Here is a 15,746-nt window from a genome sequence, read left to right as displayed (position 1 = left end):
TGCGTTATCCTCAAATGTCAGAACCGTGCGGTCAGACCGATCAGCGGCCCTCCGAGATCAATCTCGACGTCGCGTCCCTTGATTTCTCTGTCGATCGTCATGTGGCGCCAACCGCCCTGCACCGACCAACGGTCGTTGATCTGGTAGCCCAGCATCCCAACGGCCTGCCAAGTGCGGTCGTCCCCGCCCCCCGAGCCGCCAAAGTCGGCCATGGCGGTGAGATACCAACGCGAGTTGAGGGCGACACGAATGCGCCCGCCCAGAACCGGGTCAATCCAAGTGTCACCCAAGTTGAACCTCTGCCCCGGCAGCGTGCCCGGTGCGAGCCTCACATCCAGATCGGCGCTCACAGCACGGAACCCGCCCATCAGATCGACCGACACCTGTGCGCCCTCCTTCAGCCGATAGGCCGCATAGCCGCTTGCCACCCGCAGTTCAGTTTCCACCGTCGCACGCGAAAAGAGAGCGCCGAACGGGGCATTCTGGCGCTCAGAGAGATCGGTATAAACAAGATCGGCGATCAGGCTCCAAGGCCCGCGCCGCGCCTCAAACACCCCCATAAAGGCGAAATCAGTTGCCGAGAGAACGTCGCCAACACCCGCATCGGCGTCAATCGTGCCAAAACCAGTCTCGATAGATGTAGAGGCCCCGGGCGTCCAAACATACGGAGAGAGGGTGAATTCCCACGATGCTTCTTGCGCTGCCCCCACCGTAGCCAATGGCGAAACCGTCAACGCGGCAATGATGCACGTTTTCCAAGACATCCTCCACGCTCCCCAGTTGCGGTCAAAACGTGTCGCCTGCTCGTTTCCGATATGAAAGCTTTCCCCCTCGGCTGCAGACCCGTCTCGCCGCCCGAAAGCCCAATTGATATCTGTCAACGAAATTCAGACGTCATTCGTATTTAATGAATCATACCGACTTTATGGGGAGGGTTTGCGACGAATGAAGCAATCAGATGAAAAAGCCACCAGTCTGCTCTCCAGTTTGCCCACTGAGGGCTGGCTCCACGAGCAGCCATTGGCATTCCAGACCCGCATGGCGATGGCCGGTCGTTGGATGACGGTTCCGCGCGGCGGAATGATCTATACGATTGGTGATGCCCCGGACGCGCTCTTTGGTTTGGGCCAAGGCCTCCTTGATGTTTCGATTGCAATCGGGGGCGACGAGGAAGTGACCATCTATCGGGCAAAGCCCGGCTTCTGGATCGGCGACTCGGCGCTTTTGGCGGAAAAGAACCGGGGCGTGACCGTTTCGGCGGCTACGGATTGCCGCGTTTTCCGCATCCCGATCAACGCCGTGCGCCGCAACCTTGCCAACAATCCCGAAGATTGGCCATGCTTTTTCAGGCTCAGCCACAACAACACGATGCTTGCCCTGAGGGTCCACGCCGAGACGCTTTCTCTACCCCCGCGGGCCCGGTTCGCCCGGATGCTGCTGCGTCTGGCAAGTGACGATGGAACCGTCCGGGTGACACAAGAAGACCTCGGAAGAATGGCGGGCATGAGCCGTGCCGCCTTTCGCCGCGCTTTTGCAACGCTGATCGAGGTCGGCGCGGTGCGCACGGACTATGGCGGTCTGCGGATCGTTGACCACGCCGCCCTAGAACGCGCCGCCCAACCAGACTGAAATGCGTCAATACACCAGGCTCTCTCCGGGGTGCGAAGTTTGGCGGCATGCACGTGTCGGGGGCCAAGCGGCTGAAGGCTCTTGAGGCCGAGAACACCAAGCTCAAAAAGCTGCTGGCCGAACAGATGATGGATGTATCAACGCTGAAGGGATGCCGGCTGCGGCGAGCCTGCGGTTTGGTTGGCATCAATCCGCGTGCCTATCGGCAACTGCCAACCCGATCAGAAGATGCTGACCTGCGGGGCTATCCCTGCATGATGGTCGCTCACAATGGGACCGAACGGACTTCCAACGCTATCCTGAAATAGCAGGAGAGCCGCAAGCTCGAGGGACCGCCAAAACCTGAACAAAGCTACCTCATGAACGAGGTCTCTCAGGGCAGCAGGCCACATCCAAAGAATTTACGGGCTGATTGCTTAATACCGCGTGATGGTAAGCTAATTGTTCAGACACGCGATGTACAAAAGCTGATTGAGCAAAGCGGCTGGGCCTCGGACTAGTATCGGACAGCCAAAAGCCGGTAAGCGCGTCTTCTATGTGGGGCTTTAAGGGGGGTAGTATTCAAAAAAACTGATTTTACCCAATAAAACTATGGGTAATGGCGGAGCCGATGGGATTCGAACCCACGAGACCCTTCCGGGCCTACTCCCTTAGCAGGGGAGCGCCTTCGACCACTCGGCCACAGCTCCGTTGACGCGTATAGCCGCCCCTGTAGGAGAGTTACAAGGCCAAATTTCGACTGTCTGTCCGATCCTTTGCGCCTGCCCTGGAAAAGATAAAACCGCCCCTCGTGAGGGGCGGTCAGCTCTGTGGGTCTCTGGTTCCAGCGTGCCTTGGGCCCTCTTTACAGAGCGCGTGACACCCTCAATTCGCCATCAATGCCGGGACAATCGTGACAATCGACGGAAAGAACCACAAAATGCCAAGCGCCCCAACCTGTATCAGCACAAAGGGGATAACCCCGCGATAGATATGGCCCGTTGTGACCTCCTTTGGTGCAACGCCGCGCAGATAAAACAGCGCAAATCCAAAAGGCGGGGTCAGGAACGAAGTCTGCAAATTGACCGCGATCATGATCGTCACCCATTTTGGATCAAACGTTCCGCCATAGATCACCGGCCCCACGATGGGGATGACGATATAGATGATCTCAAGGAAATCGAGCACGAAGCCCAGCACGAAGAGCACCAGCATCACGATCAGGAAAACCTTGAGCTCATTGTCAAAGCTCTTGAGGAATTCCTGAATGTAATGTTCACCGCCAAAGCTGATGACCACAAGGTTCAAGAGTTGCGAACCGATCAAGATGGTAAAGACCATGCTTGTGACCTTGGCCGTCTCGCGCACCACCGGCGTCAGCACACCACCGGTGTAAAGCACCCAGCAGGCGAACAAGAGCCCGAACACCGCATAGAGATAGGCGGCATAGGCAAAGAAGAACGCCACCCAAGATTCAAAACTCACTCCGCCCTGATTGATCCGGAGGTCAAAGTTGATGCCGATCAGGATCGACAGAACCACCGCCAAGGTGGCAAGGATGATGATCTTGGGCGACCGGTCCTGATCGCGCAGCTTGCGATAGGCCGCAAGCATGATGGCCCCGCCTGCCCCCAGCGCTGCCGCCGGGGTCGGGTTGGTGATCCCACCGAGGATCGAGCCCAGAACCGCCACGATCAACACCAAAGGCGGAAAGACAACGCGGATCAAATCGTTCTTGGCCATCCGCACCGCACCGTGGGCACAGCCGTAGCAGGCCATGGCCAATGGGATGAGCAACAACAGCACGGTTACCCCCGCAGAGGTCGACGGGCGGATGAGCGCGATATCCACCAAAAGCCCAAGCAAGATACCAAGCGCCCCGATCAAGAGCGGAGCCGGATTGGCCGAAGGAGCGACGCCCCGTGCCACCGCCAGCGTCAGGGCCAGCATCACCATCAACGTGGCCACCCCTGTGCCGATGGGGGCGGCATCCACCTCTTTCTGTGCACGCAGCGCGGCAATTTCTTCTGGAGTCAGTCGCACGCTTGCCGCCACCCCACCGGCGGCATCAATCGTCTGCTGCTCGGCCACCGCCGCATCCCATTTGGATTGCCCGTGCAATTCGATCATCGCCGCCTGACACTCGGGGCTTACATTGGTACGCAGCGACGCGGAACTGCCCTGATCGCTGAAACTGTCCACAATCAGGCTCTGACTGCCGACCACCCCCAATGTCGAGAACAGCATCACCCCGGCAATCAAGGCCACCGGAACACCCAGAAACCACGTGAACCCCTCACCGCGGGTAATCACCTCGCCGCGTGGGCCACTGGCGATCTGCACCGCCGGGGCCTTGGACGGGTTCACCAGCGCGTAGCCAAAAGCGTATAGCCCATAGAGCAAAGCCAACATGACACCCGGCAAGAGCGCCGCCTGAAAGAGCGTGCCAACCGAGACCACTGCCGGTTCGCCCAGATAGGTCAGCGCATCGGTGCAGCCCACGGCTTGCGCCCGGTTTTCCTGCGCCACGGAATAGAGATCCCCGGCCAGCGTGCCCAAAAGCACGATCACGATAGAGGGGGGGATAATCTGCCCCAGCGTCCCCGAGGCCGCGATAACCCCCGTCGCCAGTTGTGGGCTATAGCCCGCGCGCAGCATCGTGGGCAGGCTCAAAAGGCCCATGGTTACCACAGTTGCGCCCACAATCCCGGTCGACGCCGCAAGGAAGGTCCCCACCACCACGACCGATACCGCCAGACCGCCCGGCAGCGGGCCAAACACCCGCGACATCGTGGTCAAAAGATCGTTGGCGATCTTGGAGCGTTCCAGCGTGATGCCCATCATCACGAACATCAGCACTGCCAGCAGCGTCTCGATAGAGGCCCCCGCCAGAACCCGTTCGTTGATCCGGTTCACAAGGAACGATACGTTGCGATCCAGCGCCACTTCCCAGCCCTGCGGAAACACCGGCTGCGCGGCACGCGGCAAATCCGGGTATCGGAACACCGAAATCGCATCGGGCCTCACACCGCTGGCCACGATGGCATTATAGGCTTCACTCGATGTGTCGATGGCCTGATGGATGAGCAGCCCTGCGCTGTCTAAACCGGCAATAATGCCAAACGCCACGACGCCCGCACCCCCAATGGCAAAGGCCACGGGAAAGCCGGATAGAATGCCCCCAAAGAGGCATAGAAATACGATGATCAGCCCGATCTCGACCCCGTCAAGTCCGAATAGCATTGGTCCCTGCCCCTTTAATGTGTGCCTTCAAAGGCTTCTTCGCCCTGACCCAGCGTGTCGCGGTCGAGGTATTTGCCCAGACTGTCGGGGCCTTCCTTGAACTCCAGATAAGAGCGCCAGAAAAACGCCATCGCATGCAGGAACACCATCCCCGCAAAAAGCACCAGCAACACCTTGAAGAGGAAATAGCCGTTGAAACCGTTGGGGCTGAACCCGATGGTTTCAACATTCCAGCGCAGCGCGCGGGATTTCATCAAGAGCCGGTCCAGCGTCTCGCTGGCCGAAGGGTTGGGCACGATCAAATGCCGCCACATGAAGAACCAGCCATACATCCACGTCAACACCGCCATCGGCATCATGAAAATCAGACTGCCCACCATATCAATGATCTTTTTGGTGGCGTGACTGACCGGCGCATAGATCAGGTCAACCCGCACATGCCCGCCTTGGACAAAGGTATATGTGGCGCAGAGCGTCACGATCAGCGCGTTGTAAAGTTTAAGTTCTTCGGAATACCAACTGATGTCGAGTTGCAGCGGAATACCGATGCCAAACACCATATCCGGGCGCGCAAAGATGCGCTGGATAAACACGATTAGGATTTGCTGGATCACCATGATCAGCCCGGCCCAAGCGGCAAAGCGGCCAACCGTATTGGCCATCCCCTCTAGCCCGCGCACACAGCCCCATAGAAAAGCGTTCTTCCACAAGCCCACGGCGGTAATCACAAGAAACACCGTGAATGCCACAAAGAAGAACTCGACCGAGCCACCGTAATAGACGACCCGCATGATCGCCTCTTTATCGGACCAATCCAGCCAGCTAGCGGGATGGCTGATGGCATAGGCCAAATTGTAAAAGGCCATGCCGATATTCTGGAAAATCCAGAGAACTGCGTCCAGCATCCTGTCCCCCTGACACGCGGTGCTGCGGGCCCGCGTGGCCCGTTATCCGATTGTGACAGGCCCCGGCAACCGGGACCTGCCAATCAAACCAACCTGCCGGGACTTAGCCCAGAACGCGGTCGCGCTGCGCGGTATAGGCCCCGTCAGACTTGTTGATCCAAGCCGACGAAGACCTCATGGATGCCATGTAGCTGTCATAGACGCGCTTGTAGATCTCATCGCCCATGTTTTCCTGATGCACGGCGTCAGACGCTTGGCCAAAGGCATCCCAGACGCTATCGGGGAACTCCAGCGTCTTGACGCCATTGGATTGCAGGCGTTGCAAGGCCGACGAATTGTTGGACAGGAACTGTGCCAGATTCCACTGATGCGCTTCGGCACAGCCGATCTCGATGATCTTCTGTTGGGCCGGGGTCAGGCTCTCGAACACTTCGCGGTTCATACCGATCGACAGGCCCGCACCCGGCTCGTGGAACCCAGCGGTGTAATAGAACTTGGTGATCTCTTGGAACCCGGCCTTTTCATCGGCCCAGGGACCGATCCACTCGGTGCCGTCGATGGCACCCGAGGCCAGCGCCTGATAGACTTCGGCACCCGGAATGTTCTGCACGCTCGCCCCCAGTTTGCCCAGCGCAAGACCGCCCAGGCCGGGCATCCGGAACTTGAGACCGTTGAAATCCTCTGGCCCGTTGATCTCTTTCGAGAACCAGCCACCTGCCTGCGCGCCGGTGTTGCCCGCAAGAAAGGATTTGAGACCAAAGATCTGACCCAGCTCGTCGTGAAGCGCGGCACCGCCGTCATGGTAGTACCAGTTCACCAATTCCTGCGCGGTCATGCCAAAGGGCACCGAGGTGAAGAAGCCATAAGCCGGGTGCTGGCCAACGAAATAGTAATCGGCCCCGTGATACATGTCAGCCTGACCCGCGGTCACAGCGTCGAACACTTCGAACGCGCCCACCAGTTCACCGGCACCTTTCACGTCGATCACGATGCTGCCATCGGCCATGCCGTTGATATTGTCGGCGGCCCGCTGCGCGGCGTCAAACACGCCCGCAAGGCCCCTGCCCCATGTCGTGACCATGGTCAGATTGCGCGCACCTTGCGCATAAAGCGGCGCGGCCAGCGTCGAAGCCGCAACAGCAGCGCCGCCACCCAAAGCGGTATTTTTCAGAAAAGAACGACGATCCATTTGGTTTCCTCCCCATTTTTATGACAGTGCCGCCACCTCTTTGGCAGCACCCGGACCCTGTGTAGTGGGCAGACCTTAGCGACGGGTTTTGCATCTGCAAATACCGACTACTGCGTAGAAACCGTGGCGAGTCTCAAACTTTCCGTGATGATTTCCGGGGTCACACACTGACTTTGCATGCAATTGTGCACGCTGCCCGCTCTTTGTGCTTGAAACCGGATCGGCGCGGGTGTTGAGATTCGCACATGACACCCAAGCTGTTCACCACCCTACCGGGCTATACCGGGGCCCTGTTCCGTGCGGACCTCTTCGCAGGGATCAGCGTGGCTATGGTGGCGCTGCCGCTCAGCATCGCCATTGCCATCGCGTCGGGCGCTGACCCGGCATCAGGGCTGACAACGGCGATTATCGCGGGCTTCCTTATTTCGGCCTTGGGGGGCAGCCGGGTTCAGATCGGCGGACCCACCGGTGCGTTTATCGTGGTGGTTTACGGCGTTATCGCCGAACACGGGCAGGACGGGCTGATCATCGCCACGCTGATGGCTGGCGTGATCCTTGTGGTCGCGGGTCGGTTGCGTGCCGGCAGCCTTGTGCGTCACATCCCTGAGGCGGTGATCAACGGCTTTACCATCGGTATTGCCATCATCATTGCCACCAGCCAGATCAAGGATTTTCTGGGCCTCACCACGACAAGCCTTCCGGCCGAATTTCTTGAAAAGATCGAAACGCTCTGGCAGGCGCGCGACACGTTCAACCCACAAGCGCTGGTGATCGGATTGGCAACCATGGTGCTGATCGTGGGGCTGCGTCGCGCAGCGCCTCGGTATCCGGGGCTGATCGTGGCGGTCGGGCTGACCTCGGCCGCAGTGGCGCTTTGGCATCTGCCAGTGGATACGCTTCTCTCTCGCTTTGGTCCGCTGCCCAATACGCCCAACCTGCCCGTGGTGCCGGATCTCAGCCTTTCGCGGATGATCGACCTTCTGCCATCCGCCCTTATCATCGCCTTTTTGGCGGGCGTGGAATCGCTTCTTTCCGCAGCCGTGGCCGACCGGATGATCGGCGACAAATCGCAACCCAATGCCGAGGTCGTGGCCAATGGCGTGGCCAATATCGGCTCGGCGCTCTTTGGTGGGCTGCCTGCCACGGGCGCGATTGCCCGAACCGCCACCAATGTGCGCGCCGGTGGGCGCACGCCCGTTGCGGGCATGATCCATGCGCTGGTGATCTTGCTTGTGATGCTGCTTGCAGCGCCCTTGGCAGGGTATTTCGCCATGCCCGCCCTTGCCGGGCTCTTGATATTGATCGCATGGAATATGTCAGAGCCGCATAAATGGCGCGGTTACATGGCCGACCGTCCCTCGGACCGCGTGCTGCTTGTGCTGACGCTTGTGCTGACCGTTCTGGCGGACCTGACAGTTGCCATCGGGGTGGGCGTGGCCTTGGGGCTTGCGCTGCGCCTGCGCCGCGGCGATGTGCCCCCCGCCGATTGGCGCCCGCCCGAGCACTGATACACGAGAGGCTGGAAATGCCGCGCATTTGGCCCTATCGCTGATCCATGCAACGCCTCTTCGCCCGCATCCGGCTTAATTATGGCCAAAAGCTTTTTCTGATCGCCACCCTGCCGCTGATCCTGACGGCGCTGGCGATTTCTGTCGTCGTCACGCTTCAATCGCGTCAACTGGCAGAACGCGAGATCGAAACGCTTGAGGCGCAACTGATCGAGGCCAAGCGTGCGGAGCTCAAGAATTACCTCTCCATCGCCAGAACTGCCTTTGTGAACATCTACGGGCGCGCGGCCCCGAATGACGAAGCCGCGATGGAACAGGTCAGCCAGATCCTCGCGGGCATGCTCTATGGTCAGGACGGATACTTTTTTGTGTTCAACTATGACGGCACCAACCTTGTCAGTCCCCGCCGCACCGAACTTATCGGCCGCAACTGGACGGGGCTGGAGGATGAAGGCGGCCAGCCCATCACCGATGAGTTGATCCGGCTGGCGCGCACCGGCGGTGGCTATCACAGCTATGAATGGCCAAAACCCTCGACCGGCGAGCGTGCGCAGATGGTGACCTATGTCATCGGGCTCCAGGACTGGCGATGGGCGGTGGGCACGGGCGTTTTCATCGACGATGTGGTGGCCACTGTCACGGCCTCTCGCCAGATGGTCGAAGCGCGGGTAGAGCGCACCTTCTTCTATATCGGTGCCGCGATGCTGGCAGCGCTGTTACTGGTCTTTGTCTCCGGTCTTTTTATCAACATCCGCGAACGTCGCCTTGCCGATGCCAAGCTCAAGAAGCTGACACAGCGGGTGTTTGATGCCCAAGAAGAAGAGCGCCGCCGCGTTGCGCGCGAACTCCACGACGGTATCAGCCAAATTCTTGTTGGCGTGCGCTATGCGCTCGATACCGCCAAGCGGCGGCTGGCGGCGGGCGACGCCCGCGCCGCCGACACGCTGGAACGGGGTATCACCCATCTCTCTGGGGCCATTCAAGAGGTTCGCCGCATCAGCCGCGACCTACGCCCCGGTGTGCTGGATGATCTGGGCCTTGGCCCCGCCCTCAAAACCCTTGCCGAAGAGTTTGGCAAACGCACCGGCATCACGACCGAATTCAGCACCGTGGTTTTCCGCAACCGGCTGGATGACGAAGCCAAGATTGCGCTCTACCGTGTCGCTCAAGAGGCGTTCACGAATATCGAGCGTCATTCCGGCGCCACCCGCGTGACCGTTGATGTGCGCGGCCATACACATGGCGCCACGCTGCGCATTGCGGATAATGGCTGCGGCCTCGACCGCGCCAAACCCTCGGGCACGCCCGGCGGCGGGCTTGGCCTGCGCAACATGCAGGAACGTGTCGAACAGTTGGACGGCACGCTGACCGTGATCTCGGGGAAAACCGGAACGACCATCGAAGCCAATGTGCCCCTCACACACCTTCTGCCGCCACAAGAGCGGCCAAACCCCAAGGAAAAGGCCCGCGTATGAGCCCAAGACCGATCCGGATCGTAATCGTGGACGACCACCCAATGGTCGCCGAAGGCATCCAATCCATTCTCGAAAGCTATGAGGATGTCGAAATCCTGGCCACGCTGGGCAACGGTCAGGCCATCATCGACCGGGTCGAGAGCCTTGCGCCCGATGTGATCCTGCTTGACCTCAACATGCCGGGGTTAGGGGGGCTGACCACGACAGAAATCATCCTCGAGAAACGCCCCGAGACCCGCATCCTGATCCTGAGCATGCATGACAGCCCCGAGTATATTTCCTCAGCGCTCAGCCATGGCGCGGCGGGCTATGTGCTCAAGGATGTGCCCACGGATGAGATCAAACGCGCCATAGACGCTGTGATGACCGGGCAACGCTATCTGTGCACCGGGGCCAAAGGCTCGCTTGAGCCCTATGAAAACCCCGAGCGCGAACAGCTGACCAACCGCGAGCAGACGATCCTGCTGCAACTGGCCCAAGGCAAATCCAACAAAGATGTGGCGCAAGCGCTCGATATTTCCGTGCGCACGGTCGAGACGCATCGCAAGAACATCAAGCGCAAGCTTGGTATCGCCTCAACGGCGGGGCTGACCCGTTATGCGCTCGAACATGGCGTTTTGCAGGGCACCGGGGTGCGCATTTGATCCCTGCGGCCAGTTTGGGGGCCAGCCCCCAAACCCCCGAGGTATTTTAGGCCAGATGAAAGCCGCGCGCATGGCCCCAGCATCACGGGGCGATTCCCGAAAAATGCGGCCCTGACATGCACTCAAAACGGGAAACACACGTCCGCGCCTCTTTTTGCGCAACAAATGCAAAGATTTCATCCCGTTTTGCGACATTTTATCCACCAAATCGGCTTGACGCCCCCTGCCCCCGCACCTAATGTCCCGGCCACGCAGAACGGAGTCGCCCGCATGGACACACTCGTATTCATCGTAGGTAAGTGGCGCATGGGCCGGTAACGGACACCCTTCGGGTCCCCCATGCGCCCCCGGAAAACCGGGGGCTTTTTTATGCGACTTGAATTGACGTCATATACGGAGCACGAGCACATGACACGTCAGATGACCGGAGCGAAAATGGTGGTCCAAGCCCTCAAGGATCAGGGCGTGGATGTCGTATTCGGGTATCCCGGCGGTGCCGTACTACCCATTTACGACGAAATCTTTCAGCAAAATGACATCCGCCACATTCTGGTGCGTCACGAGCAGGCCGCAGTGCATGCCGCCGAAGGCTATGCGCGCTCGACCGGCAAACCGGGCGTGGTTCTTGTCACCTCTGGTCCGGGGGCAACCAACGCGGTGACAGGCCTGACTGATGCGTTGATGGATTCCATCCCGCTGGTGGTGCTGACCGGACAGGTGCCAACCTTCATGATCGGCAATGATGCCTTTCAAGAGGCCGATACCGTCGGCATTACCCGCCCCTGCACCAAGCACAACTGGTTGGTAAGCGACACCGCCCGCTTGGCGGATACGCTGCATCAGGCGTTTCATGTTGCGACCACCGGCCGCCCTGGCCCGGTTCTGGTTGATATCCCGAAGGACGTCCAATTCGCCTCGGCCACCTATACGGCACCGCATCAGGCGCGCGTGTCGCATTACCAGCCCCGCGTAAAAGGCGACATCGAAGGCATCACCGATCTGGTCGCGGCCTTGGAAAAGGCCAAGCGCCCCGTGTTCTATACCGGTGGCGGTGTCATCAACTCTGGCCCAGAGGCCACGCGCCTTTTGCGCGAATTGGTCGAAGCGACCGGCATTCCCACCACATCCACCCTGATGGGTCTGGGGGCCTATCCTGCCAATGGCAAGAACTGGATCGGCATGCTGGGCATGCATGGGCTTTATGAGGCCAACATGACCATGCATGGCTGCGACCTCATGATCAACATTGGCGCGCGCTTTGACGACCGGATCACCGGCAGGCTCGATGCCTTTAGCCCGGATAGCATCAAGGCGCATATCGACATCGACCCCTCGTCGATCAACAAGGTGATCCGCGCCGATATTCCGATTGTCGGCGACATCGCCAATGTTCTGTCCGATGTGCTCGAGGTTTGGAAGGCGCGCGGTGCCAAGGTCAACCGTGAGGCAATCGCCAAATGGTGGGAGCGCATCAATGAGTGGAAAAAGGTGGACTGCCTCAAGTTCACCCAAAAGGGCAAGACCATCAAACCGCAATACGCGCTTGCCCGGCTCGAAGCGCTGACCAAAGATCACGACCGCTATATCTGCACCGAGGTGGGCCAGCATCAGATGTGGGCGGCGCAGTATCTCGGCTTTAACGATCCGAACCGCTGGATGACCTCTGGCGGGCTTGGCACCATGGGATACGGCTTTCCGGCCTCTATCGGCGTCCAGATCGCCCATCCCGAGGCGCTCGTGATCAATGTCGCGGGCGAGGCGTCTTGGCTGATGAACATGCAGGAAATGGGTACGGCGATGCAGTACCACCTGCCCGTCAAACAGTTCATCCTCAACAACGAGCGTTTGGGCATGGTCCGTCAATGGCAGGAATTGCTGCACGGAGAGCGCTACTCCTCAAGCTGGTCGGAATCCTTGCCCGATTTCGTAAAACTGGCCGAGGCCTTTGGGGCCAAGGGCATCCTGTGCAACGACCCTGCCGATCTTGATGACGCGATCATGGAAATGCTCAATTATGACGGGCCGGTGATTTTTGATTGCCTCGTGGAAAAGCATGAAAACTGCTTCCCGATGATCCCGTCCGGCGAGCCGCATAACAAGATGATTTTGGGTGAGGCCTCGACCAAGGATGCCATCAAAGAGGGCGGTGCCGTTCTGGTGTGATGGTGGGTTCACCCACCCTGCGCCCATCCCCTAGGGTGGGCGCCCCCCCAACAGCCGCCAAAGCCCGACAAGAAGGAACTGCATAATGTCCCCCCTGCAAATCAAAAAAGGCTCGTCCAAACACTCCGCCTATAACCTGCGCCCAACCTTTTCGGATGTGCAGGAAACCCATACGCTGGCGGTTCTGGTCGATAACGAACCCGGCGTTCTGGCCCGTGTCATCGGTCTTTTTTCCGGCCGAGGCTATAACATCGACAGCCTGACAGTGGCCGAGGTGGACCATACCGGCCACACCAGCCGGATCACCATCGTGACCACCGGCACGCCGCAGGTGATCGAACAGATCAAGGCGCAGCTTGGCCGTATCGTGCCCGTGCACAAGGTCAATGACCTTACCGTGGAAGGCCTCAGCGTCGAGCGCGAATTGGCGCTGCTCAAGGTCGAGGGCAGCGGCGACAAGCGCGTCGAGGCGCTGCGTCTGGCCGATATCTTCCGCGCCAATGCGGTGGACAGCACGCTCACCAGCTTTGTGTTTGAAATCACCGGCGCGCCTGAAAAAATCGACGCCTTCGCCGAGTTGATGCGTCCTCTGGGTCTGGTAGAAATGGCCCGCACCGGCGTGGCCGCCCTGCCGCGCGGTCTCTGACAGGGGCCACAATCGCAGGCTTGTCGCGGGATAGACGCGCCGCGTCGCAGATAGGCGCGTTCGGGGTTGGGGCTCTGGCAGAGTATGCACCAGCCCCAACCCCGGAGACGCCCAATGCCCGCGCTGACTGATCTCACGAATGTCCGCACGCCCGTAGAGCAGGCCAACGGCCTGCCCAACGCCCATTACATCGACCCCGCCGTGTTTGAGGAAGAAAAGCATGCGCTTCTCTTCAGCCAATGGGCCGGGCTTGCCGTGGGGGCCGATGTGCCGGAACCGGGTGACGCCAAGCCGCTGGAATTTCTTGGCATGCCGCTCCTGCTTTTGCGCGACAAGGACGGTGAGGTCCGCGTTTTCCAGAACATCTGCCGCCATCGCGGCATGATCCTTGTCGAGGAACCGCGCAAGATCGAGGGGGCCATCCGCTGCCCCTATCATTCGTGGTGCTATTCCACCAAGGGCGCATTGGTCTCTACCCCGCATGTCGGCGGACCGGGGCATAACACCCACGCCAGCATCAAGCGCGACGAGTTGGGCCTGACCGAGATTCGCAGCCATATCTGGCGCGATGTGGTCTGGATCAATGTCTCGGGCGATGCCCCTGCGTTCGACGTGGCCATGGCCGATCTCATCGCCCGCTGGGGCGAATTCGATCTGCCGGTCTATCATGGCGGTGCTGACAGCCGCTTTACGCTTGAGGTGCAAACGAACTGGAAGCTCGCCGTCGAAAATTACTGTGAGAGCTATCACCTGCCTTGGGTTCACCCCGGTCTCAACAGCTATTCCCGGCTTGAAGATCATTACCACATCGAGAAACCGGGCGCGTATTCGGGTCAGGGCACCATGGTCTACCGCCAATTGACCAATGAAACCGGCCAGACCTTCCCTGATTTCGCCGAAGTGGGCGCGAAATGGAACGAACAGGCTGAATATGTCGCGGCCTACCCCAACGTCCTTTTGGGCGTGCACCGCGACCACGCCTTTGTCATCATACTAGAGCCGAAGGGCCCCGAGCGCACCGTCGAACATATCCACCTCTATTACTCGGTTCCCAATGCCGATGGTGGGCTACGCCTGCGTAATACCCAGCTTTGGAAAACCGTGTTCGAAGAGGATATCTTTGTCGTCGAAGGCATGCAGCGCGGCCGCCACGCCCCCTATTTCGACGGCGGGCGTTTCTCTCCGGTGATGGATAGCCCCACGCATTGCTTTCACGATTGGGTCGCAGGCCGCGTCGAGGCACATCGCGCCATGGGCCGCGCGGCGGAATGACTGATCTCGACAGTGCGATGATCCGCGCCCATGCAACAGGCGACCGGGCAGCGCTGATCTCGCTCTATACGCAGGCGGCGGACCGGGCCAATACGCTTGATGCCGCCTGCTTTTTTCTCACCCATGCCTATATCTTCGCACTCGAAGCCGGGGCGCTCGAGGCCGCGCGTCTTCACGCCCGCCTTGTCGCCCATGGTCGCGAGGCATAGCGCGCCCACCCCGTTTCTTTATGGCTCAAATACTCCAGGGGGTCCGGGGGGCAGCGCCCCCCGCCTCGCAAATCAGCGTATAGAGATGCCATGTCGCATGGCCCAAGAGCGGCAGCGCAAAGAAAAGCCCCAGAAACGCAGGCAACATCGCCAGAAATGTCAGCCCCGCCACTAGGGCTGCCCAGACCAGCATCGGCAGCGGATTTTCGATCACCACCCGCAGGCTTGTCAGCATCGCGGTGACAAAATCAACCTCCCGGTCCAGCAACAGGGGCAGCGACACCACCGTCAGGCTATATAGCAACAGGGCAAAGACCGCGCCCACGCCTGTGCCCACCGCCAACATGCTCAGCCCCTCCGGCGTGAAATAGACCTCCAGCGAGCTTGAGACATTGGTCATGGTCGATAGCCCCAGGAACAGGGCGAAAATCATATGCGCCAGAAAGAACCAGAACAGGAACACCATGATGATGATGGCGCAGATCGAAGGCAATTGCCGCCGTCTCTGATGGGCGATGACGCCGAAAATCTCTGACGCCACCAGCGCCCGCCCCATGCTCAGGCGATGGCTGACTTCGTAGAGCCCCACCGCCGCGAAAGGCCCCACTAGGGGAAAGCCCACAGCAGCAAAGATCAGCCAGTAACTTTTGCCCGTGACCCATGTAATCCACGCAAGAATCAGCCCGATTCCCACATAAACCCCTGCAAAGATCACCGCAAAGCCCGGCGCGCGGCGCATGTCCGACCAGCCCCGGCGCAGCGCCTCTGCCAGCATGTCAAAACGGACATCGCCCATCTCCGGCACGCCCAGCGGCTTGACCTCGTTCTGCGGCATGGTGCCCTTCCTCCCTTTTCGGGGGAGCCTAGAGCAATTTCACGGCCAT

13 protein-coding genes, 1 tRNA gene and 1 pseudogene are annotated in these 15,746 nt (G+C 59.9%); 9 read left to right on the top strand and 6 right to left on the bottom strand.

Annotated features, from left to right (window positions below; genetic code table 11):
* Positions 1 to 17: 17 nt before the first annotated feature.
* Positions 18 to 764: a hypothetical protein gene (locus tag RAK1035_RS13495; protein ID WP_008282138.1), complete on the bottom strand. Its 747-nt coding sequence runs from the start codon at positions 762 to 764 to the stop codon at positions 18 to 20.
* A 181-nt stretch (positions 765 to 945) separates the two neighbouring features.
* Between RAK1035_RS13495 and RAK1035_RS13490 the strand changes: the two genes are divergently transcribed.
* Both RAK1035_RS13490 and RAK1035_RS20725 read left to right on the top strand, forming a co-directional pair.
* Entirely contained in the window at positions 946 to 1,629 is a 684-nt protein-coding gene (locus tag RAK1035_RS13490) for a Crp/Fnr family transcriptional regulator (protein ID WP_008282137.1), read from the top strand.
* A 32-nt stretch (positions 1,630 to 1,661) separates the two neighbouring features.
* Positions 1,662 to 1,871, top strand: a pseudogene (locus RAK1035_RS20725) (IS3 family transposase); the annotation flags it as partial.
* Positions 1,872 to 2,228: 357 nt separating this feature from the next.
* Here the strand turns inward: RAK1035_RS20725 and RAK1035_RS13480 are convergent.
* The 4 genes from RAK1035_RS13480 to RAK1035_RS13465 all read right to left on the bottom strand — a co-directional run bounded on the left by RAK1035_RS13480 (position 2,229) and on the right by RAK1035_RS13465 (position 6,945).
* Positions 2,229 to 2,318: transfer RNA gene (locus RAK1035_RS13480), tRNA-Ser, on the bottom strand.
* 175 nt (positions 2,319 to 2,493) lie between these two features.
* On the bottom strand, positions 2,494 to 4,851 hold the full coding sequence (locus RAK1035_RS13475; RefSeq protein WP_008282135.1) for a TRAP transporter large permease: 2,358 nt from the start codon (positions 4,849 to 4,851) through the stop codon (positions 2,494 to 2,496).
* 14 nt (positions 4,852 to 4,865) lie between these two features.
* Positions 4,866 to 5,756: a TRAP transporter small permease subunit gene (locus RAK1035_RS13470; RefSeq protein ID WP_008282134.1), complete on the bottom strand. Its 891-nt coding sequence runs from the start codon at positions 5,754 to 5,756 to the stop codon at positions 4,866 to 4,868.
* A 103-nt stretch (positions 5,757 to 5,859) separates the two neighbouring features.
* Entirely contained in the window at positions 5,860 to 6,945 is a 1,086-nt protein-coding gene (locus tag RAK1035_RS13465; protein WP_008282133.1) for a TRAP transporter substrate-binding protein, read from the bottom strand.
* A 245-nt stretch (positions 6,946 to 7,190) separates the two neighbouring features.
* On the opposite strand from RAK1035_RS13465, the gene RAK1035_RS13460 reads away from it, so the two are divergent.
* The 7 genes from RAK1035_RS13460 (at position 7,191) to RAK1035_RS13430 (ending at position 14,862) form a co-directional block, all read left to right on the top strand.
* Positions 7,191 to 8,453 (top strand): SulP family inorganic anion transporter, encoded by a 1,263-nt coding sequence (locus RAK1035_RS13460; protein WP_008282132.1) that lies wholly within the window; start codon positions 7,191 to 7,193, stop codon positions 8,451 to 8,453.
* Between the two features lie 47 nt (positions 8,454 to 8,500).
* Positions 8,501 to 9,928, top strand: coding sequence for a cache domain-containing protein (locus RAK1035_RS13455; protein WP_008282131.1), 1,428 nt, complete (start codon positions 8,501 to 8,503; stop codon positions 9,926 to 9,928).
* A complete protein-coding gene (locus RAK1035_RS13450) occupies positions 9,925 to 10,572 on the top strand; it encodes a response regulator transcription factor (RefSeq protein WP_037298301.1) in 648 nt (215 codons plus the stop codon). Before RAK1035_RS13455 ends, RAK1035_RS13450 begins: the two co-directional genes overlap by 4 nt.
* A 408-nt stretch (positions 10,573 to 10,980) precedes the next feature.
* Complete coding sequence (locus RAK1035_RS13445; RefSeq protein WP_008282129.1) at positions 10,981 to 12,735, top strand: acetolactate synthase 3 large subunit; 1,755 nt, start codon at positions 10,981 to 10,983, stop codon at positions 12,733 to 12,735.
* A gap of 85 nt (positions 12,736 to 12,820) precedes the next feature.
* On the top strand, positions 12,821 to 13,381 hold the full coding sequence (ilvN, locus tag RAK1035_RS13440) for an acetolactate synthase small subunit (RefSeq protein ID WP_008282128.1): 561 nt from the start codon (positions 12,821 to 12,823) through the stop codon (positions 13,379 to 13,381).
* A gap of 114 nt (positions 13,382 to 13,495) precedes the next feature.
* Positions 13,496 to 14,653: an aromatic ring-hydroxylating oxygenase subunit alpha gene (locus RAK1035_RS13435; RefSeq protein ID WP_008282127.1), complete on the top strand. Its 1,158-nt coding sequence runs from the start codon at positions 13,496 to 13,498 to the stop codon at positions 14,651 to 14,653.
* Positions 14,650 to 14,862, top strand: coding sequence for a hypothetical protein (locus tag RAK1035_RS13430; RefSeq protein ID WP_008282126.1), 213 nt, complete (start codon positions 14,650 to 14,652; stop codon positions 14,860 to 14,862). The genes RAK1035_RS13435 and RAK1035_RS13430 overlap by 4 nt, the downstream gene beginning before the upstream one ends.
* Before the next feature lie 25 nt (positions 14,863 to 14,887).
* Here RAK1035_RS13430 and RAK1035_RS13425 read toward each other — a convergent pair whose 3' ends face one another.
* A complete protein-coding gene (locus tag RAK1035_RS13425; protein ID WP_008282125.1) occupies positions 14,888 to 15,697 on the bottom strand; it encodes a DUF2189 domain-containing protein in 810 nt (269 codons plus the stop codon).
* Between the last annotated feature and the right edge of the window lie 49 nt (positions 15,698 to 15,746).

This window comes from Roseovarius sp. AK1035 (genome assembly GCF_003288315.1).
Taxonomy (GTDB): Bacteria; Pseudomonadota; Alphaproteobacteria; order Rhodobacterales; family Rhodobacteraceae; genus Roseovarius; species Roseovarius mucosus_A.
This window is presented reverse-complemented; position numbering and strand designations above follow the sequence as displayed.

Bases quoted from the DNA above. Each gene is read 5' to 3' on its own strand.
- RAK1035_RS13495 (WP_008282138.1), bottom strand. From the start codon at position 764: ATGTCTTGGAAAACGTGCATCATTGCCGCGTTGACGGTTTCGCCATTG.
- RAK1035_RS13490 (WP_008282137.1), top strand. From the start codon at position 946: ATGAAGCAATCAGATGAAAAAGCCACCAGTCTGCTCTCCAGTTTGCCC.
- RAK1035_RS13475 (WP_008282135.1), bottom strand. From the start codon at position 4,851: ATGCTATTCGGACTTGACGGGGTCGAGATCGGGCTGATCATCGTATTT.
- RAK1035_RS13470 (WP_008282134.1), bottom strand. From the start codon at position 5,756: ATGCTGGACGCAGTTCTCTGGATTTTCCAGAATATCGGCATGGCCTTT.
- RAK1035_RS13465 (WP_008282133.1), bottom strand. From the start codon at position 6,945: ATGGATCGTCGTTCTTTTCTGAAAAATACCGCTTTGGGTGGCGGCGCT.
- RAK1035_RS13460 (WP_008282132.1), top strand. From the start codon at position 7,191: ATGACACCCAAGCTGTTCACCACCCTACCGGGCTATACCGGGGCCCTG.
- RAK1035_RS13455 (WP_008282131.1), top strand. From the start codon at position 8,501: ATGCAACGCCTCTTCGCCCGCATCCGGCTTAATTATGGCCAAAAGCTT.
- RAK1035_RS13450 (WP_037298301.1), top strand. From the start codon at position 9,925: ATGAGCCCAAGACCGATCCGGATCGTAATCGTGGACGACCACCCAATG.
- RAK1035_RS13445 (WP_008282129.1), top strand. From the start codon at position 10,981: ATGACACGTCAGATGACCGGAGCGAAAATGGTGGTCCAAGCCCTCAAG.
- ilvN (WP_008282128.1), top strand. From the start codon at position 12,821: ATGTCCCCCCTGCAAATCAAAAAAGGCTCGTCCAAACACTCCGCCTAT.
- RAK1035_RS13435 (WP_008282127.1), top strand. From the start codon at position 13,496: ATGCCCGCGCTGACTGATCTCACGAATGTCCGCACGCCCGTAGAGCAG.
- RAK1035_RS13430 (WP_008282126.1), top strand. From the start codon at position 14,650: ATGACTGATCTCGACAGTGCGATGATCCGCGCCCATGCAACAGGCGAC.
- RAK1035_RS13425 (WP_008282125.1), bottom strand. From the start codon at position 15,697: ATGCCGCAGAACGAGGTCAAGCCGCTGGGCGTGCCGGAGATGGGCGAT.